The organism is Mycobacterium sp. NGS40 (assembly GCF_059812735.1).
In genome coordinates, this window is record NZ_JCALDG010000007.1 from 1 (window position 1) to 25,521 (window position 25,521).

A 25,521-nucleotide genomic window follows, 5' to 3' on the forward strand; every position below is an offset into this window, starting at 1 on the left:
GGGCACGTCAGGGATGGGAGCAGCTGCATTGTTTTGGCGGTGCTCATGCTTCGGCGCTCGATGTCCGGGCTCCCGTCGTTTCTTTCAAAATCAAATCAGAGCTGCCGCCCGTGGTTTTCGGGTTGATGAGGGGTCACGAGGGGTCACCAGATGACCACCTGGGCGTTGTCGCCGCCATAGCATCGCGTTGAGATCTTCGTCGATCCGTCGCTGAAGTAGGCGGGGTATCCGCTGATGCAGGTCATGTCGTAGCCGTTGCCGGTGACAGGCGAGTATGCGGTGAAGTTTCTGGACATTCCTGTGGCGTAGAAGATTTGGCGGACGTTGGCGGCGAATGCGCATGTGGTGTGGCCGCCCACGACGCCTTCGTGCCCGTCCGGGCAGATGGTGAAGACGTCGTTGCCGCCAGCGGCTGGCGGGGGTGCGGCTTGAGCGGTAACGGTGGTCGGCGGTGGTGTCACGGTCACCGTCGGTTGGGGTTGAGCTACGACAGTCGGTGGAGGCTGGGCGACACCACCAGGCGATGCCGTCGGCAAGTTAGCGGGTGCCGCAGCCGGGGCTAACAGGACCGGCGTCACCGGGGTCGCCGCACGCTTGGTGTCATTGCCGTCGCTGAATAGGGCAACGACGCCAAAGATGGCGAAAGCGACGACGACGCCGCACAACAGGCCGACGCCCGCGATCATCCACACGGATCGCCAGGGCCGCGACAACGCGACGGTGGCGGGTTCCTCGTTCGACCATGCATGACCGAACGCAGCCTCGGTCGGCGGTGACACCACGGTGGTTGGGTCGTCTGCGGCGCCGACTGTCGTAGCCGGCTGACCATCAGCAATCTCGTCGGCGGCCATCGCGCCTCCCCCTAGTTCGCTTCTCGATTAGTTTGCGCCAGCGGTAGGACAGCTGTCTCGAGAATCCCAGCAGCCCGGAGACCCGGTTTCCGTGTCCGTCACCAACCGGTGTCGCAGGTTCGAATCCTGCCGGGGCACAGGCCGCCGCGTATGCCGTCCGATGATGCCTGGGACACCCGAAAGTTGTCGTACCCCGCTGCGATGATGTGGTTATGTCGTTGGCCGCTTCGTGTAGCGCTGTTGAATCGCGCCCGGCGGACCGTCTGGGGGTGTTGTTTGAGGAGTTGGCGGAGTTGGCCGGTCAGCGTAATGCGATTGATGGGCGCATCGTGGAAATCGCCGCTGAGATCGAGCGCGACGAGCTGTGCGGAGCCACCGGCGCACGCTCAGTCGCAGCATTGCTGGGCTGGAAGCTCGCCCTGTCTCCGGCCAATGCCCACACGATCACCACCGTCGCGGGCCGGCTCGAGGAATTCCCGCGCTGCGCGGCCGGGCTGGCCGAGGGTCGGCTGTCGCTGGATCAGGTCGGCGTCATCGCCGCCCGGGCCGGTGAGGGATCTGATGAGCACTATGCGGCGCTGGCCGAGGTCGCCACGGTCAGCCAGTTGCGCACCGCGGTCAAACTCGAACCACGACCCGACCCCGATCCCGCACGCCCCGCACCGGCGCCCTCGATCACCAAAACCTCCACCGACGAGGGCAGCTGCTACCGGATCAAACTCCCCCACCTAGATGCCGCGAAGTTCGATGCGGCCTTGGCCTCACACCGGGACGCGCTTTTCGCCGAATGGAAACGCGATCACGCCGAAAGCGACCCCGAGGACAGGCCACCGCTGCCGGGCACCGTCGACGCGTTGATGCGCCTGGTGGAGGCCGGCTGGGACGCCGAGGCGGCCCGCCGCCCGCACGGGCAGCACACCACCGTGGTCGTGCACCTCGACGTGCAGCAGCGTGCTGCCGCGCTGCATCTGGGTCCGCTGCTGACCGACGCCGAACGCCAATACCTGACCTGTGATGCCACCTGCGAGGTCTGGTTCGAACGCGGCGGCGAGGTCATCGGTGCCGGCCGTGCGTCCCGGGTGATCAGCCGGCGGCTGCGCCGCGCGCTGGAGCACCGCCACCGCAGCTGCGCGGTGCCCGGGTGTGGGGCCACCCGCGGTCTGCACGCCCACCACCTCCGGCACTGGGAAGACGGCGGCCCCACCGAACTAGCCAACCTGGTACTGCTCTGCCCGTATCACCACCGCTGCCACCACCGCGGCCTGATCACCATCAGCGGACCCGCCGACGCTCTCACCGTCACCGACGAAACCGGCCAACCACTGCACGCGGGATCACTGGCGCGCCCGCCCACCCAACCCCCACCCGACGTCCCACCCTGCCCCGGACCCACCGGCGAACGCGCCCAATGGTGGTGGTACGAACCCTTCCAACCCCAACCACCACCCAACTAGACCAGTCACCGGGCGAATGCATCGAACCCCAAACACACCGGGGCATAACGAAATTCATTCGCGCCACCGGGTCGAGTGATTCGGCGTGTAGATCAGCTGAAGCGGACGGTTGATGTCGCCAGACCGAAGATCTTGCGGCCGCCTGACTTCGCGCCGACGATGACGACACCGCTGCGAGTTTCCGGATCCAACGACTTGACCCGGCCGCTGTACTCGATGTCCGCGCCCTCGGCGGCCGACACGACCACGGGCTGGGACAGCCGCACCGCGTAGCGGGTCACCGCGCCCGGGTCGCCAGTCCAGGTCGAGGCAAACGCGGCTCCCAAACCCATCGTGAGCATGCCGTGGGCGATCACGTCCGGCTGTCCCGCCATTTTGGCGAGGTTCTCGTCCCAGTGCAGCGGGTTCGCATCGCAGGCCACCCCGGCGTAGTTCACCAGGTCGCCGCGGGACAACCGGGCGTGGTGCACCGGTAACTCGTCGCCGACCTTCACGTCATCGAAACACGGCGTCCCCGGGGTGCGGGCGGTCCCTCCTTGGGAGATCAGAACCTCGTCCGCCGGGCGCACTGTCTTCTGGTAGTCCGCGTCCGAGTAGTCGATGCCGGCGAGGTTCACGTCGTGCATCATCACTTGCTGCGCGGTCCCCCTGATCGCCGGATCGACGTCCTCGGCGGTGACGCCGACGACGGTGGTGTGCAAGGTGTGCACCCGCTCGCCGGCGGTGTCGGTGAAGGTATTGGTCACGGTGATCAGGTCCCTGCCTGCGAACCTGCGCACCGAGGACAATTCGACGTCGATGTGCAGTTCGTCGCCGGCCACGATCGGCCGGTGCTGCTCGAAGACCTCCTCGGTCTGCAGGTACATCTCGTACCCAATGACCACCGATTCGAAGAGGCGCCGGTTTGCCGCCATGGCCGGGGCCGACGTGAACGTCAGCGGCGCCACGACGTCCGAATATCCCAACTCCGCGGCAGCGGCGACATCCCAGTGCGCAGGGTGATAGTCCTGAACGGCACGCGCGAATTCGCGCAGCTTCTCGCGGCCGACCTGATAGATGTCTTCCATCGCGTAGTAATGGCCGACCCGCGATTCGAGCGTCGACGAGTCTGCTGCCGTCATCAGTTTCCCCACCTGTTCTATTCGGTTGCCCCCTGAGGCCAACCAAAGAACACTAGCGTGCGGACACCATGGCAATACGCACCGATACTGTTTCGCCGAAAAATCACAGCACAATCCGAAACCACTTCGCCAAATAGACTGGACGCCTTAGCTATTCGCTATAGACGCGATAGCGCAAGACTAAATCTATTCCAGCACTGGACTATTCATTACAGATCGATGATGGCCGGATCACGCACCGGTGACCGCCGGAGGCCGTTGCGCCCAGTCCGGACGACGGCCGAGGTGGCACAGAATGCGGTCGAAATCGTCGCCGCCCGCCACCTCGAGCGCGGGCCCGAACGGGGCACCCTGATCGCCGCGGAATTCGCCGTCGGGCACGGCCAGCACCAGGGGCAACGCGGCGGCAATAACATCGGCGGGTAGCTCGTAGCGCTGGCCCAGCGATGCGGCGACATCCCAGCCGTGCACGACGTAGTCGACGAAGTGAAAGCCCATCGCCATCGCGCCGGGAACCGCAGCGCCCTCGCCGAACTCGGGCAGCCGGAAAGGCGTTTCGCTTAAGCCATCCGCGGCGAACGCGTCGATTACGTCGAGGGCGGCATCGGCATAGACGCGCCCGTGATCGGCCCTCACCGCGTCGACGACAGCGTCCGCATTCCACTTATCGAGATCTGCACCGGCGCCTCGCGCCGCCGCGGCGAAACCACGATGTTGAACGGTCATATGGGCGAGAAGATCCAGCAGCGTCCAATCTCCACAGGGCGTCGGCTTGGCGAAGTCGGCATGCGTGACAGCGTTGACGATGTCGATCGAGTGCAACAGCGCGATGCGATGCAGTGGGCGGATGTCGGCCGAATTAATAATCATTTGCTTACCATATGCGCACGCATACGATATTGCAATGCCTATGATGGCGCGGTGGTTGCGAAGTCGCCGGACCGGCGCCCTGACCTGGCCGCGATGATGGCGCCGCTGCTGCGCGAGCTGGTCGCGGCCGAGGAACCGGTCCTGGCCGCCCACGGCATGACGATGTGGGGCTACGTCGTGCTGCTGGCGCTGGACCGGTCGTCGATGCGCACCCAGGCCGCGCTGGCCACGGCGATCGGCGCCGACAAGACCCGCATTATTCGCACGCTCGACGACCTGCAGGACGACGGTTACATCGAACGACGGCCCGACCCGGAGGATCGCCGAGTGCGGTTGCTCGCCATCACCGAAGCCGGTCGGCGCGTCAAAGACGCCGTGCAGAGTGAGATCCAGCGCGGCGAAGAACGCTGGCTCGGTGAACTCAGCGCCGAGGAGCGAAGGATCTTCCTGCGGTCCCTCCAGCGGCTGGCTCCCCGCGATTGGGGATGACAGATGACACGGTGGCACGAAATATTTGCCCACCGGAAAGCGCTGGCTAATTAGGTACATCCAAACAATGCGGGATTCCCGCACGCGATGCGCTGGATCGCACATCCAGTAGGCCGGTTCTCCTAGACGGGCATACTCGATGGTCATTTGGTCGGGCACGAGGGTGGGAAGAGGCGAATCCGAGCTGCCATGAATAGCGGGAATCAAGTCAGCGTCAGGGCGCAGCGACCACGCGTGGTGAGTAGCTACGTCGCCCAGCGCAGCGACACGCGTAGCGCCCTCGGCGATCCCGCCGGCTACTGGGTCGACCACGTCTGCGCCAATCACGGCTCGCTGCACTTCGTTTTTCCAGACATGGCGAAGTTCAGAGCAGGCAGCATCGTCCAGCACAACGGAGATCACCGCGTCGTCGATTTCTGGTCGGAGGGCCTGCATTACGCGAAAACCAACGCCGACGTGCGTGCCGACGGCGATCTCGGGAGCATGCTGTTCATCATCCGCAGCGGCGTTCTCGACTTTGAGCAAGACAGCCGCCAGGTCCGGCTACAGCCGGGACAGGCTCTGCTGCTGAGCAAGTCCCGTGCTCTTCAGATCCGCCACAATTCCTGGGCGCGGGGCTGGACGTTCGATGTGGCGGACGCACGCCGGCCCCTCAACTTGCCGGAAGGCCCCGTCGCGATGGACTTCCGGCGCGGGCTCGGCTCGGTGGTCAGCGCGATGATCTCGACCGTGAGCCTGCAGCACGACACCCTCGACGACTACGAGTTCTCGCGGTCCTGCGCCACCATCAACGACCTGTTGTTCGCGTGCATGACCGGTCGCGGCGGAACTCCTGACACCCTCGGTTCAGTCGAGCAAGCGGTGCGCGAACACGTCGCGCGGTACGCGAGCAATCCGGACCTCACGCCGACCGGCGTCGCCCACGCACTGGGCTGGTCGGTGCGTCAAATCCAGTTGGCCTTGCAACGCGCCGGGACCACGGCCAGCGATCTGATCCGCACCACACGGCTCACCCGCGCCGCAGATCTGCTTCGCCAGTCGCCGCCGAACACCCCGATCGACGCCATCGCGACCGCCAGTGGCTTTCGTTCCAGGAGCACCTTCAACACCGTCTTCAAGCAGCATTTCGGCATCACCCCGAGCGAGGCGCGGATTCGCGGTGTGCCACAACGGGATTGCGATCACCGCGCGAGTCTGCTCTTGCACCACGCGAAGGATTGCTCCACCGCGCCCTGATGGACGGGAAGCCCTTAGCAACCTAACGCGCCGCGCGCATTAACTCCGGGCAGTGACAGACCCGATTCCCCCCGGCGCGTTTGGCCTCGTACATCGCGGCGTCGGCGCTACCGATCAAATCGTCGATCACTTTCATGTCGGCAATCGTCGGAAGCTCGGCAAGAGCGATCGCGGAAGTCCCGATGCTCGCGGTGATCGAGAAGGGAATGTCGGCGACCGCTTGACGGAGCCGTTCGGTCATGGTGGCGTGCTGCGGCGTGGCTGCGGTGTCGACAACGACAAATTCCTCGCCGCCGACACGAGCAATCACCGCCGCGGGCCGGCAGTTCTGTTCGAGCGCCGAGCCGACCGCGACCAACGCCTGGTCGCCGACCGCATGCCCCTGGGTGTCGTTGATCTGCTTGAAGTTGTCCAGGTCGATGACCACCGTCACGAGATAGGTGCCCGGCGGCCGACCGTGCAATGCCATCAACTCCGCCACCGCGTTGTAGAACGAGCGCCGGTTGTGCAGGCCGGTGAGTGAATCGCGGTCGGTGCTGCGCAGGTCGTTGCGCAACGTATGCATCAGCGACAGAACGCCAAAGGGCACGCCGATATTGAGCACCGCAATGGTGATCAGCCCGGCGCTGATCAGCGCTACGTCGCCGTCGGCGGCGATGAATCGGTGCGCCAAGATCGCCGCGCAGATCACGGCCACGACGAAGTTGGTGATCACCATGCGACGCGAGTGGAAGTATGCGATGAAGCCACCGAGAATGGCGAAAACCGTGCAACCCATCAGCCCGGTGTAAGGATTGGACAAGCACAGGGATGCGACGGCAATAGCCGCCATTGCCGAAAACGCGAACAGGATCGATTGCCGTCTCGTGGGCCAATGGACCAACCACAATGTCGCGCCGACCACCCCCAGCACCGATATCGCGACGGAAATTACCCGCAAAACCGGCTGGTTGGGTCCGGTGGGGCTCCACAGCATGATCGTCGGCAGCGTGCTCTGTGCGGCGATAGCAACGAAATTTGACCTTTGCCAGACTTTCTGCAGACCGCGGTTCTTCAAATAGGTGCTGAGCAGGTCATAGTGATCAGATTGCTGCATTATCGACCTGCTCACCCGAATCGGGCGCAACGACATCATGCACCGGAATTGCCACGTGAAGAATTAAATACCTAAGACATTGTTGGCGCATATCGGAGAACCGCATTCATCACTCCACTGGCGCTACCTAGCGGAGTAGCCGGTGTGTGCGCTAACAAGTGAACCGGGGACCGCGTCGCCATCCACCCTATGAAGAGGCCCCAGGCCGACCACTCATTGGGGTAGTCGGCGTGGGGAAAGCGGGTAGTGATGCAATGAAACACGGTGTTCGGAGTTAGCGTTGAATTCATGACCGCTGGATGTTCGCGCAGGTAGCCCTGTGATGACCCCTGGCCCGACAATGACCGAGGCTCTTGACGAGGCGGTCATGGGTACGGGGCTGAGCTCGGCATATCAGCAGGTCGTGGCGCTGCCGAGCGAAATCGTCGTTGGCTATGAGGCATTGGCTCGCTGGCCAGAGTTGGACAATCCATCGCCCATCGACGTATTTGCCCGCGCCGAACAGACCGGCCGTTTGAATACGCTGGATCGTGCCTGCATTACTGCCGCTGCCCGAGGAGCGTTGCTGGGCTCGTCGACTCCCGGAATGCTGCTGCTGATCAATTGCGAACCCGCAACGTCGCACATCGACCTGGCACAAGATGACGACGTCATGCACGCCGCCTCGCGCTTCCGCCTCACTTTCGAAGTCACCGAGCGGGGATTGTTGACCAATCCGCGCGCGCTGCTGCGCAAGGTCGTGGCGCTGCGTTCGCTGGGGTTCGCGATCGCGCTCGACGACATCGGCTCACGCCCCGATTCGCTGGTGTTGCTTGACGTGCTGTCGCCCGAAATCTTGAAACTCGACATGGGCTTGATACAACGCCAACCGGATCGGCTGCAGGCCCGCACCGTCGCGGCCATCACCGCGCACCACGAGCGGACCGGTGCCGTGATTTGCGCGGAAGGTATCGAAACGGAGGAGCATCTCGAACAGGCGTTGGCGTACGGCGCCACGCTCGGTCAAGGTATGCGGTTCGGCGGTCCCGGGGAGCTTCCGAGCACGCGACGGGCGTTCTCGTGGCCGGCGCGAAAGATGCAGTCAGCACCGACGAAAATCGCCCCGGCGAATCTTGGCCTGGCAGAAGCGGTTCCGACCACCCGGATCGTCCGCAAGGACACCGTCACCGAACTCGCCCGACACATCGGCCGGATGGCCGTCACTGCTGAAACCCCGCCGATGATTCTCTTCACGCTGAAGGACACCCGCGACATTCACGAGATGTCACAACAAAACCTCTCGATGCTTGCCGAAAGATCGCCGCTGGTAGCGGTTTTCGGCCAGCATCTGCCCGAAGAGCTGGGACCGCGAGTCAGGCAGGTGCGGCTTGACCCCGACGACCCGTTGACGAACGAATCGACCGTCTTGGTGCTCGGCCCCGACACCGCCGCGGCGCTGATCGCGCGCGAGCGAACGTTCCCCGCGTGCGGGCCCGACGCGGAGGGAGATCGGCGTTACGAGATGTCGATCACCTTCGACCGGGCCCGCGTCACGGCGGCGGCGCGAAGCCTGCTCGACCGGCTCGCGTGATCGATCAGGGCAGGATTTCGCGCCGACGCGCCTCCGCGATTGATTCGCCGCGTCGTGCGACCCCCAACTTGACGTAGATACCCTTCAGGTACCACTTGACGGTGTTGATCGTGACGCCGAGATTGCGGGCGATCTGCTTGTTTGTCATGCCGCGTTCCAGCAGGCGCAGGATTTCCACTTCACGGCTGCTGAGCCCTTCCTCGGGCAAGGAGTTGCGTTCGCCGGGAAGACCGATCATCGGAATCGCCGCCTTCTGGGCGTCGAAGTGCGCGGTGGTCAGCAGCAATGACAGGTATTCGGCCGGCACCTCAGGCAATTCGGTGTCTCGTCGACCGGTCCGGCTCGCCTCCCGAAGGCCGACAATGACATTGAGCAACTCGGGCCCGGCGTCGACGACGGTGCGAAGTAGACCGGCCTTAGCACCCGCGATCAGTGCGGGCACCAGTTCCTCGGTAGCGGCGCACGCATTGCCCGCCAAAGCGTGTGCCCGGCAAAGGGCTACGGTGCTGGCGACGTCGGCATAGCGCGCGCCCGCGTCACGGTTGTCCTGCCGGACCGCGGAAAGTAGATCGATCGCGGCGTCGTGATTGCCGCGTGCGCTGAGAATCTGCGCACGCATCACCAGCCGGTAGTGACGCACGGCCATGGCGATGCTGTTGGCACCCGACGGCAGTTCGGTGGCCTGGCGGTCGAGAACGTCCTGCGCCCGGTCGATGTCGCCCGCCGCCAGGTGCAGGCTCAGGCGGGCACAGTCGAGGGCGGCAGACAATCTGGGTAGCGAGAGTTGTTGTGCCGCTTGATTTCCCTCGTCGAGCAAGGAGTAAGCGTCATCGATGTCGCCGCGCAACACCTTGATCCGCGCCAGGGTGTTGTAGGTCGCGATCATGAAGTCGGCAACACCACTTTCCGCCCCGAGCTCGTGACATTCCTCCAAAAGTGTTTCGGCGGCTTCGATTTCGCCGCGCTCGTAGCACAGCCGACCTACCAATGCGCCCGCCAGCCGCGCGGCGTGTGAATGCTCGCCGGCCATGCTCCGGGCCAGATCACGGCCCTCGACGTAGCGCTGTTCGGCGGCGTCCAGATCGAGCTGGGCGAACGCCGCCAGCCCGGCGAAGCATCGTCCATAAACGCCGGCAAAGGGGCCACTGGCCATTTCGTGAAATGGGTTGGCCCACTGCTGGCGCGCGAGCGCCCTGTCGTAGGCGAAGGTGTGGATGTCGACGAACGTGCAGATGTTCGACGAGACCGCCACCAGGAACGGCCGGCAGGCCGGCTTCTCCACCAGGCAGGGCGCAACCAGAGCGGCGGCACGATCGATGCGGTCGCGGTAGACGTCGGTACACGCCTGCACGACGTCGGCCTCGCCGAGGATCGCGGAAGCCGCCGCATCGGATGCCCCGTCCAGGGCGGCACGGACGTGATCCAGTGCGATCTGAGCGTCCTCGGCGCGCTGCAGCAGACAATTCGCCCACGCGATCGCGATCTGCAGCGTAGGCCTGGTCGGCACCAGATCCTTCGGCAGTCTGTTGACCAGCCCGAGCAGGCTGGCCATCCGGCTGTGCTCGACGAGGTACATGGCCTGCTGCTCCACCAGATCGACGGCCTCGGTCTCCTCACCCGCGGCCAGCGCGTGCGTGACCGCCTCACCGAGCAGTCCCTGCTCGGAAAACCAGCCCGACGCGGTCCGGTGCAGGTCCACGATCCGGTCGGCGTGATCGCGTTCCAGACGCTGGCGCAGGTATCCGCCGAAGAGGTGGTGGTAGCGAAACCACTCGCGGTTGTCGTCGAGTGGCATCAGGAACATGTCGCGGCGTTCGAGCTCTTCGAGAATGGCCTGGCCGCGAGGCTGGCCGCTGACGGCCGCAGCGAGGCCACCACACAGGCGATCGCAGATCGAGGTGGTCAGCAAAAAGTCGAGCAGCTCGCTGGGCAGGCCGTCCAGCACATTCTCGGCCAGATAGTCGCCGATCGAATGGTGCCGGCCGGAGAAGCCGCTGATCAGCCCGACGGCGTCCTTGGTGTTGCGCAGCGACAGGGTGGCCAGTTGCAGCGCGGCGATCCAGCCGTCAGTGCTGGACCACAGCCGCAGCACGTCGTCGCCGTCGAGCTCGAGCGCGTTGAGGTCGAGTAGGAACGCCGCGGATTCACGTTGGTCGAACCGCAAGAGCGTCGCGTCGATTTCGCTGACCTGGTCGCGCACCTTGAGCTTGCCGATCGCCGGTGTACGGGTCCGGCTGGTCACGATCAGGTGCAGGTTGTCCGGGCCGACGTCGAGCAGGAATTCCAGCGCCGCGATCGTCTCGGGATCGTCGATCAGATGCCAGTCGTCGAGCACAATCGCCACGGGCAGACGGTATTCCGCGACCTGGTTGACCAGCTCGGCCAGCACGTAACGCCGCGCGTCGCGGGAGTGCTGTTCGAGGAGATCGGCCAGTTCGGCGCCCACCGTGGGCTCGACGCGACGGGCCGCCTCGATGAGGCTGCGCAGGAAGGAGTAGACGTCGTTGTCGTCGCGGTCGAGACTGATCCATGCCGTTGGTACGCCTTCGGCACGCAATTCGCGCTGCCATTGCATCGCCAGGGTGGTCTTGCCGAATCCGGCCGGTGCGTGGATCAAGGCCAAGCGCTTGCTGCGGTTGGCGCGCAGCAAGTCGATGAGGCGGTCGCGGGCGACGAGCTTGCCGAGGTAGGTGGGCGGTTGGATCCTGGTGGCGACGATCCGTGCGGAGCGCGCGTTGGTCTGCACCAAATACGCCTCCCCTCCCGCGGCTGCCCGGAATGCAGCGAGGCAGCTTATCCGATCCCCCATCACATCTTTATCCAAACCGTCCGCCCTTTGCTAGACCTGGGACTTTCGGACCGGGTGATACGGCGGTCGCAGGCGGCGCGGCCGCGGGCTCCTACTACGGTCGCAGATCAAGATCGAACCTCAGCACGATGCGTGGGAATAGCCGAAATTCGTAGCGTCGATGCATGACACAACACGAGGAGCGATCCGATGGCTGACATCGGCGATGTGTCGCGGCGTCCGGCATCCGTCGAACGTGCATCGGTGACCGGCTGGTGTGCCGGGGTGGTTTTCCCGGCGAATTCAGCCCAGGTCGGCGTCGGGTCGTTCCCGTTACCGCACAACAGTATTGGCCGCTTACTCGCGGACTTGGTGGTAGGAGCGCGCGAGGCGGCAACGGCCACAGTTTCCTCGACCCCGCCGTCACCGCGCGGGTTCTGAGCAACTATCGCGCCAGTGCTGCACCATCGGCGGTCCCGACCGTCTCGATCGACGAGCTCACTCCCCGCGAGCGCGATGTGCTCACGCTGATTGCCAAGGGGCACACCAACGCTGAGATCGCCGAAGAGCTATTCATCTCGGGCCTCACGGTCAAGACGCACATCGGACGCATCTTCACCAAGCTCGGGTTGCGCGATCGCGCCGCCGCGATCGTCTTCGCCTACGAACACCGCATCATCGCCCCGTCGCGACCCGATGGCCTACGGCAGCACCGTGTGCATCAACATCACGTCGTATGCGGACCACAGCGACAGGTTGAAGTACAGGTCCCGGCCCGACGACCACGGGTGGATCATCGGCGCGTAGATGCCGCCGGGCATCTGGAACGACGACACGAGCGGCTGCTCCCCACTCCACGGTCCCGTCGGCGTCGGCGCGGTCCGCGCCACGACGTCGTTACTACCGCCGTTGGTGTACAGCACCAGGTACTGCTTCAGGTAGCTGTTGTACTGGGCCGACATCTCGCCGACCGGCCCGGGCCAAAGTGGGGTCGCCGCACCAGGATTGGCCGCGACCCAGTGCCCGCCGTTGTCGCCGTTCCAATATTGATACTTGCTCAGGTCCGGCAGCTGGGCCGGGGGAACACGCGACAGGTATGCCGCACCACCTCGTCCCGACGGCGTTCCGAAGTTGTAGATGTAGCCGTCCTGCCCCTTCATGAACGCGCCCATCTGGAAGTTCTCGTTGCCGGGGGTGTACCCGGCGCCGGGCACGGTGTCGGGCGAAGACGTGCGGATCGAACCGGGGAAGATCCCCCAGTTCTGGCCGTTGTCGTTGGATCTCGCGATGGCCGAATAGTTGGTAGACCATTCGCCGTCGCGACCCCACTGGCGGATCGACATGTAACTCATGTACTGCGTGCGGCCCAGCGACATGGCCGAGGTCGGAATGATGCCTGTTTCGTGGTTCGCCTTGTGGATGGTGTTGACGACCTGCTTGGAAAGGCCGTTGGTCCAGACCGGGGAGCCGGAGTAGTTGTTGTTGGGGACCCCGTCGCCGATGTGAATGCCCTGCGACAGATCATGGTCGTTACTGCGGAACAGCACGTTGTATCGCCATTGCTGCCCGCGAACCTTGCAATAGCCGAAGGTGTCACCGAAGGCCATCAACGCCTGGCGGTTGGCGGGATCGCCGTTGTCCCAGATGATCCCGAGGTCCGTGCCGGAAATACCGAAACGTTGCAACGTCTTGTTCGGGCCGTTGGGCCCGGTGACCCAGTCGACCAGCGACGTCGGCGCTCCGGCGATTTGAGCCGGCGGCGCTGCCGCGTCGGGCGCCGGCTGCGGTGCTGCGGCCGGCGGAGCCGGGGGGGCGGCGTTCGGCCGAAGGGGCGCCGCGTTCGGCGACTGCGGCAGTCCGGGCACCGGCGGATTCGGCGCCGGCGGCGGCACCACCCCCGCCTGCGGAACCATCGGTGCCGAGTATCGCTGGCCGCCGCCGGTGGTCGGCTTGAGGAACGACGAGATCAGCGGGCCCAACTTGGGCAGCGGCGCCTGGTCATTCGCGTGCGAGGGCCGCCGCCCGGTGGGCGGCTGGACGACCGGCTGAGGCGCGGGTATCGGCGCCTGCACGGGAGGCTCGATGTTCGCCTCGGGCGCACCGCATGGTGTGGCGTTTGCTAACGGCGCGGGGCCTGCCGCGACGATGTAAGCGATAGCGCCCACCGGCACCAGCGCTAGCGACATGGTCCGAAGAATCCCCGACAAAGTCATACCTTTCCAGGAGCGAGACGCCACATTGACGTACGCAGTTGGCTCATGTGACGATAGTGATTTAAGGGGCTTGTGTGACCAGCGATCAGCTAATAGGTATGCATCCGTGACCGTGTCGAAACCCTGGTTTCAAGCCCTTCCCAGCCGGATTTGCTAGGCACTCGTTCTCGTCGCGCGGCCAGCCAGCCACCGGCGCCGGACCAGGGTGGCTTATGCCCGCCTCTCAGCGACGTTCGGAGGCTGTGCGCCGCCGAGCCGTGGACTGTCGCTGCGAGGCGGGCACAACGGCACCCGCTGAGCGGAGACTCCTTGCGGCCCTGCGGCACGCGGCCCGCGGAACAAATGACATGGACAACCTGCGTTGCCAGGCCGGCCCGGGTACGCTCCCATGCGCAGCAAACCCGTCATCGCGGGTGGGCAGTCCGCCAAGGAGGGCGAGCGGTGAATACAGGTGATGGGTTGCAGCGCAACCGATTCGGAGCCGGACGCGCTTACCTCAGCCGAGTGGTCGCCGCCTCCATGGCCGGCACCGTCGTCGAATGGTACGAATTCTTTCTCTATGGCACCGCGGCCACCCTGGTGTTCGCCAAGATCTTCTTCGCCAAGGGCGGCAACGACCTCGACGCCATCCTGGCCGCGTTCGTGACCTACGCCGTCGGCTTTGCCGCGCGCCCGCTGGGCGGCGTCGTCTTCGGCCAACTCGGGGATCGGCACGGGCGCAAGAAGCTGCTGCAGCTGAGCCTGGTGCTGGTCGGCGCCTCCACCTTCCTGATGGGTTGCCTGCCGACGTTCGCTCAGATCGGATACTGGGCCCCGGCGCTATTGGTGACGCTGCGGTTCATCCAGGGTTTCGCCGTCGGCGGTGAGTGGGGCGGGGCGGTTCTGCTCGTCGCCGAGCACAGCCCGAACGCCAGCCGCGGTTTCTGGGCAAGTTGGCCGCAGGCCGGTGTGCCGGGCGGCAATATGCTGGCGACCGCGGTGCTGCTGGTTCTCACCTCGACCCTGTCGGACGCGGAGTTCCTCAGCTGGGGCTGGCGGGTGGCGTTCTGGCTGTCCGCGGTCGTCGTGCTGATCGGCTACTACATCCGCACCAAGGTCACCGACGCCCCGATCTTCGTCGAGGCACAGCGGGAGGCGGAGCGCGCCAAGTCGTCTCGGGCCGGCATTTTGGAAGTGATAAAGCGTTATCCGCGCGCCATTTTCACCGCCATGGGACTACGGGTGGGCGAAAACATCATGTACTACCTGGTGGTCACCTTCTCTATCACCTATCTCAAGGTGCATGTGCACGCGAACACCAAAACCATTTTGTGGTGGCTGCTGGCCGCGCACGCCGCGCATTTCGCGGTCATTCCCTTTTTCGGGCACCTCAGCGATCGATTCGGTAGGCGCCCAGTCTATTTCGTCGGCGCTGTCGCGACCGCCAGCTGGGGCTTCTTCGCCTTCCCGATGATGAACAGCGGCCACAACGCGGTCATCATGTCCGCGGTCGTCATCGGCCTGGTGTTCCACGGGGTGATGTACGCGGTTCAGCCGTCCGCCATGGCCGAGATGTTCCCCACCCGGATGCGGTATTCGGGCGTGTCGCTGGGATACCAGGTCACGTCGATCGTGGCCGGGTCTCTGGCGCCGATCATCGCGGTTCGCCTGCTCGAGATCTACAACTCGGCGGTGCCCATCGCCTGGTACCTGGCGGGCGCCGCCGCGGTGAGCGCCGTGGCCGCCGTGGCCGCCCCTGAGACTAAGGGCATCGACCTTGCCGAGGTGGACCGCGCCGACGCTCAGGATGCCGCGGGTCGGTCTGCCCGGCCTCCCGAGGGACCCGAACCGACCGAGCTTGTCGGGGGCACCCTCTAGCCGCAATGCGCCGGTGAGCAGGGGGAATCGTCGTTCGCACAGGTCAAAGGCGGCTGAGCGAATCACGGCGAGCGTGATTTGCCATGTTTGCCCGGCCCCGGGGATGGTAATGCCCCAACAGGGTGTGCGCGTCGGCCGGCCTACGCGCCCATCTAGGTCCCGTCGGTTCAGCCCGAGAGCCGACGGGTCCGCCATTTCTGGGGTCATCCAGGAGTACCGTGCGCTGGTATGGACGGCTCGGCAAACGTGTGGATCATCGGTGGTTACCAGAGCGACTTCGCTCGCAACCTCACGAAGGAGAACCGCGACTACGCGGCGTTGACCGAGGAGGTGGTCGACGGCACCCTCACCGCGGCCATGATGGACGCCTCCGACATCGGCGTGGTTCACGTCGCGAATGCCTTCGGCGAGATGTTCGCCAGCCAGGGCCACCTTGGCGCGATGCCGGCGACGGTGTGTGACGGGCTGTGGGACACCCCGGCGTCGCGGCACGAGGCCGCCTGCGCGTCCGGCAGTGTGGCGACCCTGTCGGCGATCGCCGACCTGCGCTCCGGTGCCTACGACACCGCGCTGGTGATCGGGATCGAGCTGGAGAAACCCGTGCCCGGCGACATCGCCGCGGTATATCTCGGCGCGGCAGCGTGGACCGGACACGAGGGAGCCGACGCGCGCTATCTGTGGCCGTCGATGTTCGCACAGGTCGCTGACGAGTACGACCGGCGCTACGGCTTGGACGACAGCCATCTGCGGGCCATCGCGCAGCTCAACTTCGTTAACGCGCGGCGCAACCCCAACGCTCAGACCCGCGCATGGAGCATCCCCGACCCGATCACCGCCGACGACGCGACCAACCCGGTCACCGAGGGCCGGCTGCGCCGCTACGACTGCAGCCAAATGACCGACGGCGGAGCGGGATTGGTGTTGGTCAACGACGCCTATCTGCGCGATCATCCCGACGTGCGCCCGATCGGCCGCATCGAGGGCTGGGGGCATCGCACCGTCGGGCTGGGGCTGCAGCAGAAACTCGACCGCGCCGCTGACGACCCGTACGTGATGCCGCACGTGCGTTCGGCGGTGCTCGATGCGTTGGCGCGCGCACGGGTGGCGCTCGACGACATGGACGGGTTCGAGGTGCACGACTGCTTCACGCCCAGCGAGTACCTGGCCATCGACCACATCGGACTGACCGGACCGGGGGAGGCATGGAAGGCCATCGAGAACGGGGAGATCGAGATCGGGGGGCGGCTCCCGATCAACCCCAGCGGTGGGCTGATCGGCGGTGGACACCCGGTTGGGGCCTCCGGCGTGCGAATGCTGCTGGACGCGGCCAAGCAGGTCAGCGGCGGCGCCGGTGACTATCAGGTCGAGGGCGCGAAGACGTTCGGGACGCTGAACTTCGGCGGCAGCACCGCCACGACGGTCAGCGTCGTGGTGGGCACAACCAAAGGCGCATGACATGGACTTGCAGAACGACGTGACGATCGTCGGCAAGTTCTTGTCGACACTGCCCGAAGAAGACGACCACCCGTACCGGACCGGCCCGTGGCGGCCCCAGACCACCGAGTGGGACGCCAACGATCTGATCGCGGTGGAGGGGGAAATCCCGGTCGACCTGGATGGGATCTACCTGCGCAACACCGAGAACCCGCTGCATCCGGCAATCAAGACGTATCACCCGTTCGACGGTAACGGCATGGTGCACGTGGTCGGCTTCCGCGATGGAAAAGCCTTCTACCGCAATCGCTTTATTCGCACCGACGGCTTTCTGGCCGAAAACGACGCCGGGCAGCCGCTCTGGCCGGGCCTGGCCGAACCGGTGCAGTTGGCTCAGCGCGCAGAGGGCTGGGGCGCGCGCACGAAGATGAAAGACGCGTCGAGCACCGATGTCATCGTGCACCGCGGAATCGCACTCACCAGCTTCTACCAGTGCGGCGATCTGTACCGGATCGACCCGTACTCGGCCAACACCCTCGGCAAGGAAAGCTGGAACGGGCGCTTTCCCCGCGACTGGGGCGTCTCCGCACATCCCAAGGTGGACAACAAAACTGGAGAACTGCTGTTCTTCAATTACAGCAAGCAGGACCCGTACATGCGCTACGGCGTGGTCGACGAAGCCAACGAGCTGGCCCATTACGTCGACATCCCGCTGCCCGGCCCGCGTCTGCCCCATGACATGGCGTTCACCGAAAACTACGCCATCCTCAACGATTTCCCGTTGTTCTGGGATCCGCGGCTGCTCGAACACGACGTGCACCTACCCCGCTTCTACCCCGATATTCCGTCGCGCTTCGCGGTGATCCCACGCCGCGGATCGACCGCCGACATCCAGTGGTTCGAAGCGGACCCGACGTTCGTGCTGCACTTCACCAACGCCTACGAGGACGGCGACGAGATCGTGCTGGACGGCTTCTTCGAGGGCGATCCGCAACCGCTTGACACCGGAGGAACCAAGTGGGACAAGCTATTTCGCTTCCTCGCACTGGACCGCTTGCAGGCCCGGCTGCACCGCTGGCGTTTCAACCTGGTCACCGGCGCGGTCAAAGAGGAGCAATTGTCGGACTCGATCACCGAGTTCGGCACGATCAACGCCGACTACGCGGGCGGCAGCTACCGCTACACCTACGCCGCCACCGGGAAGCCGGGCTGGTTCCTGTTCGACGGGCTGGTCAAACACGACCTGCGCACCGGGAGCCAGGAGAGCATCTCGTTCGGCGACGGCGTCTACGGCAGTGAAACCGCGATGGCGCCCCGGGTGGGTGCGACCGGTGAAGACGACGGCTACCTGGTCACCCTCACCACCGACATGAACACCGACGCCTCCTACTGCGTGGTGTTCGACGCGGCTCGCGTCACCGACGGCCCGGTATGCAAACTACAACTGCCGGAACGTATTTCGAGCGGAACACATTCGACGTGGGCGCCCGGTGCCCAACTGCGCCGCTGGGACTCTGCCGAGTCGGCGCCGTCCGCCGTGGGCCTGTGAACCCCCCGACTCGGCGACACGTCATCATAGGATGGCAATGAACTCCGAAAAGCCCCGCCGGACCACACACTGGCCCATGCAATTGGCCCCGATCGGCGCCATCCGTTTCGCCCGCAGGTCGTCGAATTTCGAAGCGACCGTGCGGTTTTACCGTGAGCTGGTGGGTTTGCCGCTCTTCGAGACGTTCGAGGCCAGCTATGGCAGCAACGGCGCGATTTTCGGCTTGCCCAGCTGGAACCTGACGATGGAGATCGTCGCGGCCCCCGACGGCGACGTCGCCGTCGATCATCACGAACAGCTGTGCCTGTACTTTCCAGACGAGCAGTCTCAGCGCGCCGCGATCGCGCGCCTACGCGATGCCGGGGTTGAAGAGGTAGAACAGCATCCGTACTGGGCAGCAACCGGTGCGGTCACCTATCGCGACCCCGACGGTCGCGAGGTCGTGTTCGCGCCGTTCGTGTTCGGGGTCAACGAGCCCGCCGACAGCTCCGTGTCGGGCAAACACGAGTTTCCGTCGCGCTGAGGTCTCACCGCCGGGCGCGGCCGGCCATGACGGCGGCGATCAGCGATGCCACCGAGCACGCGACCGCGCCCAGCGCGGCGATCCCGCCGACATAGAGCCCGTACTCCGCGGACACCGGCGGGTTGACGTTGAGCTTGTAGTACCAGACCACCAGCGCCACGATGAGCAGTGAAATCACCAGCGCGGCAATTGAAGCAATCCGCATCGACAGGCCGCGGGCCACCATTGCCCCGGCCACCAGCAAGGCCGAGGACAGCAGCACGATCAGCTGGCCCGCGCCGAATCCCGGGGGAAGCTGCAGACTGCCGTGCTTGCCCCCGATCGCGCTGGCCCAGCCGCCGCCACCCACCGACGTCGTCAGCCACGGCATCCAGGCACTGGTCGAAACGACCAGGGCAAACAACGCCACCAGCCATCCAGGACGCAGGCGGCGGGTCATGGGTGCGACCTTAATAGGGCGCTGGACGCAGCGCCCGCTTGCCACGCTCGGGATCCTCAGGCCGGAGGTTTGACGGCGAGGATCTGGTCCACGCCCATCCGTCCTTGCTCGAAGGCCAGCATGCCGCCGGCCAGATACAGCCGCCACACGCGGGCGACTTCCTCCCCCAGCAGCGCCACGAATTCGTCGAAGCGCTCGTCCAGCGTCGCGATCCAGCACTGCGCGGTGCGGGCGTAGTGCTCGCGCATCGCCTGAACCGACGCAATCTCGAAGTCGCCGTCCTGCAGGTAGCGCAACGTCTGCCAGAGCGGTCGCATGTGCATGTCGGCCGCGATGTAGGCCTCGATGAACGCTCCCCCGCCCGGCGCCGCGTCGGCCCGCCGCGACATCTGTTGCAGCAACAGCCGGCCGCCGGGTCGCAGCGCGCGGCGCAGGATCCGCACGTAGGCGGGATACCACTGTTCGCCGACGTGTTCGCCCATCTCGATGGAGCCGACGGAGTCGAAGACACCCGCCCACTGCGGGTCATTGCCGAAGTCGCGGTAATCCTGCAGCCGAACCTCGATGGCCTCATCCAGACCGCGCTCGGCGGCGCGGGCCGCGATGAATTCGCGCTGCTGGCCCGACAACGTGATACCGGTGGCGCGTACGCCGTAGCGCTGTGCGGCGTACAGGATCAGCGAACCCCAGCCGCATCCCACGTCCAGCAGGCGCATGCCCGGTTCGAGCCCGAGCTTGCGACAGATCAGATCCAGCTTCGCGGTTTGGGCGTCGTGTAGCGGTTGTCCTGCATCGGTGAAATACGCCGACGAGTAAGCCATATGCTCATCGAGCAGCAGGCGATAGAAGTCGTTGGACAGGTCGTAGTGATGGGCGATCACCGCCCGGTCGCGCCGTCGGCTGTGCAATCGCCCGGACAACCGCGCCTCGCTGGCCGGGGTTCTCGGCGGCGGCCCGAGCGCCCCGAGCCGCGCAGCGCGCAGGACCGCCGCCATCGCGGCCCGCGGGGAGATCGAGACGCGCTCGCGCTCGCCCGCGTGGCGCCAGGCCCGCCGCAGGCCGTCGGCCAGGTCACCCTCGACATCGATATCGCCGGTCACATACGCACGGGCTAAGCCGAGTTCGCCGGGACACCAGAGCAATCGGCGCAATGCGCGACGCGAACGGACCACCAGGACCGGGCCGTCTGGGTCGTTTAGGGGCCCAGCCTCGCTGCCATCCCAGGCGCGCAGCCTGACCGGCAGCTCGACACCGACGGTGGTTGCAAGCAGGTCCGCCAGACAGTCAGCGGCCGGCGCCGCCATGTCCGTTGCGGCCGGGATCGGGAGCGGTGAACACGGTGACGAATCTTTCCAGGGATTCGTTGATGTCGCTTCGCAGCGCGGCGGCCACGATCATGCCGATCGGGCCGAACAGCGCAGGGCCGCCGAGGTGCACGTCGAAGCTCACGACCGAGCCATCGTCTTTCGGCTTGACCTTCGCCAGCAGCTTGACCTTCACGCCTCCGACACCGTCGCCGTTGAGTGTCATGGCTTCGGGCGGCTTGTAGTGCACGATCGTCCACTTGATCCGGTTGAGCATGCCCTTGACCTCGACGATCGATTCGATGATCGTCCCCTTTTGCAGGTCGTCGGGCAGCTTGCTGCGCCACACCCGGTGGATGCTCAGCCAGTCCTTGAAGCGCGACAGGTCAGACGCGTGCGTCCAGGCCTGTTCTGGCGACAGGGGCACGTCGATGGATCCGGAAAGTTTCGCCATGTGCTAGTTCTGCTGGTCGCCCGGAGCCGCAGACCCAGCGGCCTTCTTGGCCTCTTCGGCCACCTTGTGGATGGTGTCGGAGTACTTGCCGCCGGTCTTGTCGTCGACGAACTCACCGGCCTTGTCGATCGCGGTCTCGACCTTGTCGGCGTTCTGCGCCAACAGGTCCTTTGCCTTGTCCAGGAATCCCATGCGCTGTCCTTCCCCGCCGATCCCCGGGGCCGCCGGGGATCCTGCTTTGCTGGTAAAACCCTACTGGCCGAAGTCCGCCCTGGCGCCATCGGCCTCGTCGGCCGTCCGCCACAACCGGGGCTCGATGTCGAGCATTCTGGCCCCGATCCACCACGTCGCCTCGATCGCCGCGGCGCCCAATGCACCGATCCCCAGCGCGGTCGACGTCACGGCCGGATTCGACGGATCGAGCAGAAACTTCTCCTGCGCCAGCGGGATGCTGAAGATCGCGAGGTACGCCAGGCCGCAGGCCGTGATCAGCGCGACCCGCCACCACTGGTAGGGACGCGCCACCACCGCCAGCACCCAGAGCGCGGTCACCAGCAGCGTGATCAGCGCGGCGGTCGACGCCTGGTCCTGTTCGGTGAAGGTGGCATGCCGGCCGTGGTAGGCCACCAGGTAGGAGACGAAAGTCGCGGTGCCGACGATCAATCCGGACGGCAGCGCCGAGGTCAGCACCCGCCTGACGAAGCCGGGATAGGCGCGCTCGTTGTTGGGCGCCAGCGACAGGACGAACGACGGGATCCCGATGGTGAACCAGGCGGCGATCGTGACGTGGATCGGCTGAAACGGGTACAGCAGCGGATCGGCTCCGAGGGGTTTGGCCAACAGGCATTCGATACCCACGAACAACGCCAGCAGCACCGAGTACACCGTTTTGGTCAGAAACAGGTTGGCCACCCGCTCGATGTTGCCGATCACCCGCCGGCCTTCGCCGACGACGTACGGCAGCGTCGCGAACTTGTTGTCCAGCAACACGATCTGCGCCACCGCGCGCGACGCCGGGCTTCCCGCACCCATCGCCACGCCGATGTCGGCGTCCTTGAGCGCCAGCACGTCGTTGACGCCGTCGCCGGTCATCGCCACGGTGTGCCCGTGCGCTTGCAGGGCGTGCACAATGGCCCGTTTCTGATCGGGCCGCACCCGGCCGAAGGTGGTGTAGGCGTCCAGCGTGTCAGCCAATTCGTCTGGCTCCGTCGGCAATTGGCGGGCATCGACAGCCTCGCCGTGCAGCCCGAGCTTGGCCGCGACAGCGCCGACCGATACCGCGTTGTCACCAGAAATCACCTTCACCGAAACATCTTGGGCGGCAAAGTACTCCACTGTTTCGCGGGCATCCGGGCGTATTTTCTGCTCGAGCACCACCAGCGCGACCGGCGTGACCTGTCCCGGCGCGTCGGGGTGGTCCACGGCGACATCGGCGGCGCCGAGCAGCAGTACCCGCAATCCCTGGGCGCCGATCCGTTCGGCCTGTGCGGCCGCGGCCGAAGCCGGATCGAGTAATACGTCCGGCGCGCCGATCACCCAGTTGCCGTGGTCGGCGTAGGACACGCCGCTCCATTTGGTGACCGACTTGAACGGTGCTGTGGCGGTGGCGATCCAGCCGGGTGGCCGGTCAAAGGTTTCGGCGATCGCCCGCATGCTGGCATTGGGGCGAGGGTCGGCCGCGGCCAGCGCGGCCAGCGCGTCGGGCATGGTCTTGTTGCCGGTGAGTTCGACGACGTCGCGGACCCGCATGCCGCTTTCGGTCAGCGTGCCGGTTTTGTCGGCGCACACCACGTCGACACGGGCCAATCCCTCGATCGCGGGCAATTCCTGTACCAGGCAACGACGTTGCCCGAGCCTGATGACACCGACCGCGAACGCGATCGAGGTCATCAGCACCAGGCCCTCGGGCACCATCGGCACCAGCGCGCCGACCGTGCGCAGCACCGACTGCCGCCAGCCCGCATGCGTGGTGGTGAACAGCTGCGTGTAGATCGTCAGCAGGCCGGCCGGCACCAACAGATAGGTGATGAACTGCAGAATCCGGTTAATGCCGTTGCGCAGCTCGGATTTCACCAGGGTGAACTTGCTGGCTTCCTCGGCGAGCTTGGCGGCATAGGCCGCCGGACCGACCTTGGTGGCGCGATAGGCACCGGTGCCGGCGACGACGAAACTCCCCGACATGACGGCGTCGCCGACGTTCTTGCCGATCGGGTCCGCCTCGCCGGTCAGCAGCGATTCGTCGACCTCCAGGTTGTCTGCCTCGAGCACCTCTCCGTCGACGACGATCTGGTCTCCGGGACCGAGCTCGATGACGTCGTCGAGCACCACCTCGCCGGGCAGCAGTACCGCGGTCCCGGATTGCCTGCGCACCAGAGGTTTTGCCTGACCGACGATCGCGAGGGCGTCCAGCGTCTGTTTGGCCCGGATCTCCTGAATCATGCCGATGACGCTGTTGGCGATGATCAGCAGGCCGAACAGCCCGTTGATGACCGAGCCGGTCGCGAGCACGATCGCCAGCAGCACGCCCAGGATCGCGTTGATGCGCGTGAAGACGTTGGCCCGGACGATGTCCGCGGTGCTGCGGGCCGCGCGTGCCGGCACCGCGTTGCTGTGACCGTCGGCTACCCGCTGCGCCACCTCTGCATCGGTTAGCCCGGGATTCATCGGGTGAACGTTCCCAGCTTGTCGGAGTCGTAGTACTCCAGGTTCAGGGTGTTCGGCGAGAACACGGCCTTGGAAATCGTTCCGGGCGGGGCATTTTCGTCGGTGATCGAGAAGGTGAAGGTGTCGCCGTCCCAGTGTGTGAGTCCGAATGTCCGATTCTTCGGCCCCAGCGCGAGCAGCAGTTGCCCGTTGTTTTGGGTCACGACGGCCGGGCCCCAGTAGTCGCTGGCGTAGACGCCGAGGTAGTCGGTGAGCGGCCGGGCCGGCGCGGGGTTGGCGGGGGCCTGCTTGCCGACCAGCGAGCCCTCAGCGTTGTTCATCCAACCGATGGCGTGGTTGTACAGCGCCGGCCAATCCTCTCGAATTTGGCCGTACTGCACCAGGTCCATGAATTGGGCGGTCAGCGCTTCGGGGATGCCGTACGGCGCACCGTTGGTCAACGCGATGATGCCGACGTCCTCCGACGGCATCGCGACGAAATTGGTCGCCGCGCCCGATGCGAAGGCGCCGGAGTGGCTGTACTCGGTGCGTCCCGACGAGGTCACCGACGCGTTGAAACCGTGACCGTAGGTCCCGGCCCTGGCTTTCGGCGATGACGCGGGCGAGGAAACGATCTGCGGCGTGATCGCGGGCAGCAGGGCCTCGGGCGAGGTGATCTGCTGCCCGTTGTAGGTTCCGTTGGCCATCACCATGGTCAGCCAGCGCGCCATGTCGTTGATCGACGAACTCACCCCACCCGCCGGCGTCTGCGCGTCGGGGTCACGCTGGAAGCGCGGCTCCCACTTGTCGCCGACCTTGATGTGCAGCACCGCCCGGTTGGGCCGGGCCAGAAAATCGGCGTATTTCGAACTTGTCGACGCCATACCCAGGGGGCGGTAGAGCACCTCGTCGGACAGGTCCTCCCAGGATTTGCCCGCGGCGGCCGCCACCGCTTCAGCTGCAGCCGTCAAGCCAAAGTTGGTGTAGGCGTAGCTTGTTCGAAAAGGAGCGAGCGGCAAGTACTTCAGCCGCTCCAGCACTTGCCGGCGGTCATACCCGAGATCCTCCAGCTTGTCGCCGGCGTGATCGGGCAGCCCAGAGCGGTGCGAGTACAGGTCGGCCACGGTCACATGGCCGGTGACATAGGGATCCGACAGCGCAAACCATCCCAGCTTGGAAACCACCGGCGTGTCCCAGGTGACGACATTGCTGGTCACTTCGTGTGCGACCACGGTCGCGCCCACCGATTTCGACACCGATGCCAACTGGAAGACCGTGTCGGCGTCGACCTTGTTGTCTGAAGCGTTGCCTCTGGTCGCGTCCTTCACTCCGAATCCCTTGGCGTACAAGGTCTTTCCGCCACGGACAATGGCAACCGACAGGCCGGGGACCCCGGTGCTGCGCATCAGGTCGCCGACCAGGCCGTCGACCTTCGCGATCGCCGCGTCGATGCGGCCGGCGGGAATGTCCAGGCCCGACATTTCGTTGGGGGGCGCTTCGGACAGCGTCGAGAGCGGGCTCGATACGGGATGACCTGAGCCGCATCCGACCAGCGACAACAACACCACGACAGCGGCGATCACCGCGCGTTTCGTCATGCCCGCAGACTTTAGCGTGCTCGCCCGATGGG

At 65.6% G+C, this 25,521-nt stretch carries 21 protein-coding genes, 1 tRNA gene and 1 pseudogene; 11 read left to right on the forward strand and 12 right to left on the reverse strand.

The window, feature by feature from the left end; translation table 11 throughout:
• Window positions 1–143: 143 nt before the first annotated feature.
• Window positions 144–851 (reverse strand): hypothetical protein, encoded by a 708-nt coding sequence (locus AC5Y5O_RS12415; RefSeq protein WP_096289957.1) that lies wholly within the window; start codon window positions 849–851, stop codon window positions 144–146.
• Between the two features lie 29 nt (window positions 852–880).
• Between AC5Y5O_RS12415 and AC5Y5O_RS12420 the strand changes: the two genes are divergently transcribed.
• Both AC5Y5O_RS12420 and AC5Y5O_RS12425 read left to right on the forward strand, forming a co-directional pair.
• Window positions 881–982, forward strand: a tRNA-Ser gene (locus AC5Y5O_RS12420).
• A gap of 81 nt (window positions 983–1,063) precedes the next feature.
• The gene (locus AC5Y5O_RS12425; RefSeq protein ID WP_500025456.1) at window positions 1,064–2,305 is read left to right on the forward strand and encodes an HNH endonuclease signature motif containing protein; all 1,242 of its coding nucleotides are present in this window, start codon (window positions 1,064–1,066) and stop codon (window positions 2,303–2,305) included.
• Between the two features lie 92 nt (window positions 2,306–2,397).
• Here AC5Y5O_RS12425 and AC5Y5O_RS12430 read toward each other — a convergent pair whose 3' ends face one another.
• Both AC5Y5O_RS12430 and AC5Y5O_RS12435 read right to left on the reverse strand, forming a co-directional pair.
• Window positions 2,398–3,426 (reverse strand): fused (3R)-hydroxyacyl-ACP dehydratase subunits HadA/HadB, encoded by a 1,029-nt coding sequence (locus AC5Y5O_RS12430; RefSeq protein WP_096291352.1) that lies wholly within the window; start codon window positions 3,424–3,426, stop codon window positions 2,398–2,400.
• A 231-nt stretch (window positions 3,427–3,657) separates the two neighbouring features.
• Complete coding sequence (locus AC5Y5O_RS12435; protein WP_207768625.1) at window positions 3,658–4,293, reverse strand: TIGR03086 family metal-binding protein; 636 nt, start codon at window positions 4,291–4,293, stop codon at window positions 3,658–3,660.
• Between the two features lie 96 nt (window positions 4,294–4,389).
• On the opposite strand from AC5Y5O_RS12435, the gene AC5Y5O_RS12440 reads away from it, so the two are divergent.
• Together AC5Y5O_RS12440 and AC5Y5O_RS12445 are read left to right on the forward strand one after the other, a co-directional pair.
• Window positions 4,390–4,785, forward strand: a complete 396-nt coding sequence (locus AC5Y5O_RS12440) for a MarR family winged helix-turn-helix transcriptional regulator (RefSeq protein WP_096291353.1) — start codon at window positions 4,390–4,392, stop codon at window positions 4,783–4,785.
• A 234-nt stretch (window positions 4,786–5,019) separates the two neighbouring features.
• The gene (locus tag AC5Y5O_RS12445) at window positions 5,020–6,021 is read left to right on the forward strand and encodes an AraC family transcriptional regulator (RefSeq protein ID WP_165796473.1); all 1,002 of its coding nucleotides are present in this window, start codon (window positions 5,020–5,022) and stop codon (window positions 6,019–6,021) included.
• A 22-nt stretch (window positions 6,022–6,043) separates the two neighbouring features.
• Here the strand turns inward: AC5Y5O_RS12445 and AC5Y5O_RS12450 are convergent, their stop codons facing one another.
• Window positions 6,044–7,117, reverse strand: coding sequence for a GGDEF domain-containing protein (locus AC5Y5O_RS12450; RefSeq protein ID WP_243394179.1), 1,074 nt, complete (start codon window positions 7,115–7,117; stop codon window positions 6,044–6,046).
• Between the two features lie 340 nt (window positions 7,118–7,457).
• On the opposite strand from AC5Y5O_RS12450, the gene AC5Y5O_RS12455 reads away from it, so the two are divergent.
• Complete coding sequence (locus tag AC5Y5O_RS12455) at window positions 7,458–8,687, forward strand: sensor domain-containing phosphodiesterase (protein WP_500025460.1); 1,230 nt, start codon at window positions 7,458–7,460, stop codon at window positions 8,685–8,687.
• A 4-nt stretch (window positions 8,688–8,691) separates the two neighbouring features.
• On the opposite strand, the gene AC5Y5O_RS12460 is transcribed toward AC5Y5O_RS12455, so the two are convergent.
• Window positions 8,692–11,433: a winged helix-turn-helix domain-containing protein gene (locus AC5Y5O_RS12460; protein WP_500025462.1), complete on the reverse strand. Its 2,742-nt coding sequence runs from the start codon at window positions 11,431–11,433 to the stop codon at window positions 8,692–8,694.
• Between the two features lie 252 nt (window positions 11,434–11,685).
• Here AC5Y5O_RS12460 and AC5Y5O_RS12465 point away from each other — a divergent pair, with 252 nt between their 5' ends.
• Together AC5Y5O_RS12465 and AC5Y5O_RS12470 are read left to right on the forward strand one after the other, a co-directional pair.
• Entirely contained in the window at window positions 11,686–11,916 is a 231-nt protein-coding gene (locus AC5Y5O_RS12465; RefSeq protein ID WP_500025464.1) for a hypothetical protein, read from the forward strand.
• Window positions 11,874–12,161, forward strand: a pseudogene (locus tag AC5Y5O_RS12470) (response regulator transcription factor); the annotation flags it as partial. The gene AC5Y5O_RS12465 and the pseudogene AC5Y5O_RS12470, both read left to right, overlap by 43 nt.
• Window positions 12,162–12,176: 15 nt before the next feature.
• Here AC5Y5O_RS12470 and AC5Y5O_RS12475 read toward each other — a convergent pair.
• The gene (locus AC5Y5O_RS12475) at window positions 12,177–13,661 is read right to left on the reverse strand and encodes a glycoside hydrolase family 183 protein (RefSeq protein ID WP_500025466.1); all 1,485 of its coding nucleotides are present in this window, start codon (window positions 13,659–13,661) and stop codon (window positions 12,177–12,179) included.
• Window positions 13,662–14,129: 468 nt separating this feature from the next.
• Here AC5Y5O_RS12475 and AC5Y5O_RS12480 point away from each other — a divergent pair, with 468 nt between their 5' ends.
• From AC5Y5O_RS12480 to AC5Y5O_RS12495, 4 genes are all read left to right on the forward strand, one after another.
• Window positions 14,130–15,545, forward strand: a complete 1,416-nt coding sequence (locus tag AC5Y5O_RS12480; RefSeq protein WP_279304549.1) for an MFS transporter — start codon at window positions 14,130–14,132, stop codon at window positions 15,543–15,545.
• Window positions 15,546–15,773: 228 nt separating this feature from the next.
• Entirely contained in the window at window positions 15,774–17,000 is a 1,227-nt protein-coding gene (locus tag AC5Y5O_RS12485) for an acetyl-CoA acetyltransferase (protein ID WP_500025469.1), read from the forward strand.
• A 1-nt stretch (window position 17,001) separates the two neighbouring features.
• Window positions 17,002–18,528, forward strand: coding sequence for a carotenoid oxygenase family protein (locus AC5Y5O_RS12490; RefSeq protein ID WP_096289964.1), 1,527 nt, complete (start codon window positions 17,002–17,004; stop codon window positions 18,526–18,528).
• Window positions 18,529–18,565: 37 nt separating this feature from the next.
• Window positions 18,566–19,051: a VOC family protein gene (locus AC5Y5O_RS12495; protein ID WP_096289965.1), complete on the forward strand. Its 486-nt coding sequence runs from the start codon at window positions 18,566–18,568 to the stop codon at window positions 19,049–19,051.
• A 4-nt stretch (window positions 19,052–19,055) separates the two neighbouring features.
• On the opposite strand, the gene AC5Y5O_RS12500 is transcribed toward AC5Y5O_RS12495, so the two are convergent.
• Genes AC5Y5O_RS12500 through AC5Y5O_RS12525 form a run of 6 tightly spaced genes read right to left on the reverse strand, consistent with a single transcriptional unit; the run spans window position 19,056 to window position 25,489 of the window.
• Complete coding sequence (locus AC5Y5O_RS12500) at window positions 19,056–19,490, reverse strand: hypothetical protein (protein WP_096289966.1); 435 nt, start codon at window positions 19,488–19,490, stop codon at window positions 19,056–19,058.
• A gap of 56 nt (window positions 19,491–19,546) precedes the next feature.
• A complete protein-coding gene (locus AC5Y5O_RS12505; RefSeq protein ID WP_096289967.1) occupies window positions 19,547–20,794 on the reverse strand; it encodes an SAM-dependent methyltransferase in 1,248 nt (415 codons plus the stop codon).
• Window positions 20,775–21,248: a type II toxin-antitoxin system Rv0910 family toxin gene (locus AC5Y5O_RS12510; protein ID WP_096289968.1), complete on the reverse strand. Its 474-nt coding sequence runs from the start codon at window positions 21,246–21,248 to the stop codon at window positions 20,775–20,777. The genes AC5Y5O_RS12505 and AC5Y5O_RS12510 overlap by 20 nt, the downstream gene beginning before the upstream one ends.
• Before the next feature lie 3 nt (window positions 21,249–21,251).
• Window positions 21,252–21,440, reverse strand: coding sequence for an antitoxin (locus AC5Y5O_RS12515; protein WP_096289969.1), 189 nt, complete (start codon window positions 21,438–21,440; stop codon window positions 21,252–21,254).
• A 60-nt stretch (window positions 21,441–21,500) separates the two neighbouring features.
• Window positions 21,501–23,912, reverse strand: coding sequence for a cation-translocating P-type ATPase (locus AC5Y5O_RS12520; RefSeq protein ID WP_096289970.1), 2,412 nt, complete (start codon window positions 23,910–23,912; stop codon window positions 21,501–21,503).
• Entirely contained in the window at window positions 23,909–25,489 is a 1,581-nt protein-coding gene (locus AC5Y5O_RS12525; RefSeq protein ID WP_096289971.1) for a serine hydrolase, read from the reverse strand. Before AC5Y5O_RS12525 ends, AC5Y5O_RS12520 begins: the two co-directional genes overlap by 4 nt.
• Window positions 25,490–25,521 lie beyond the last annotated feature (32 nt).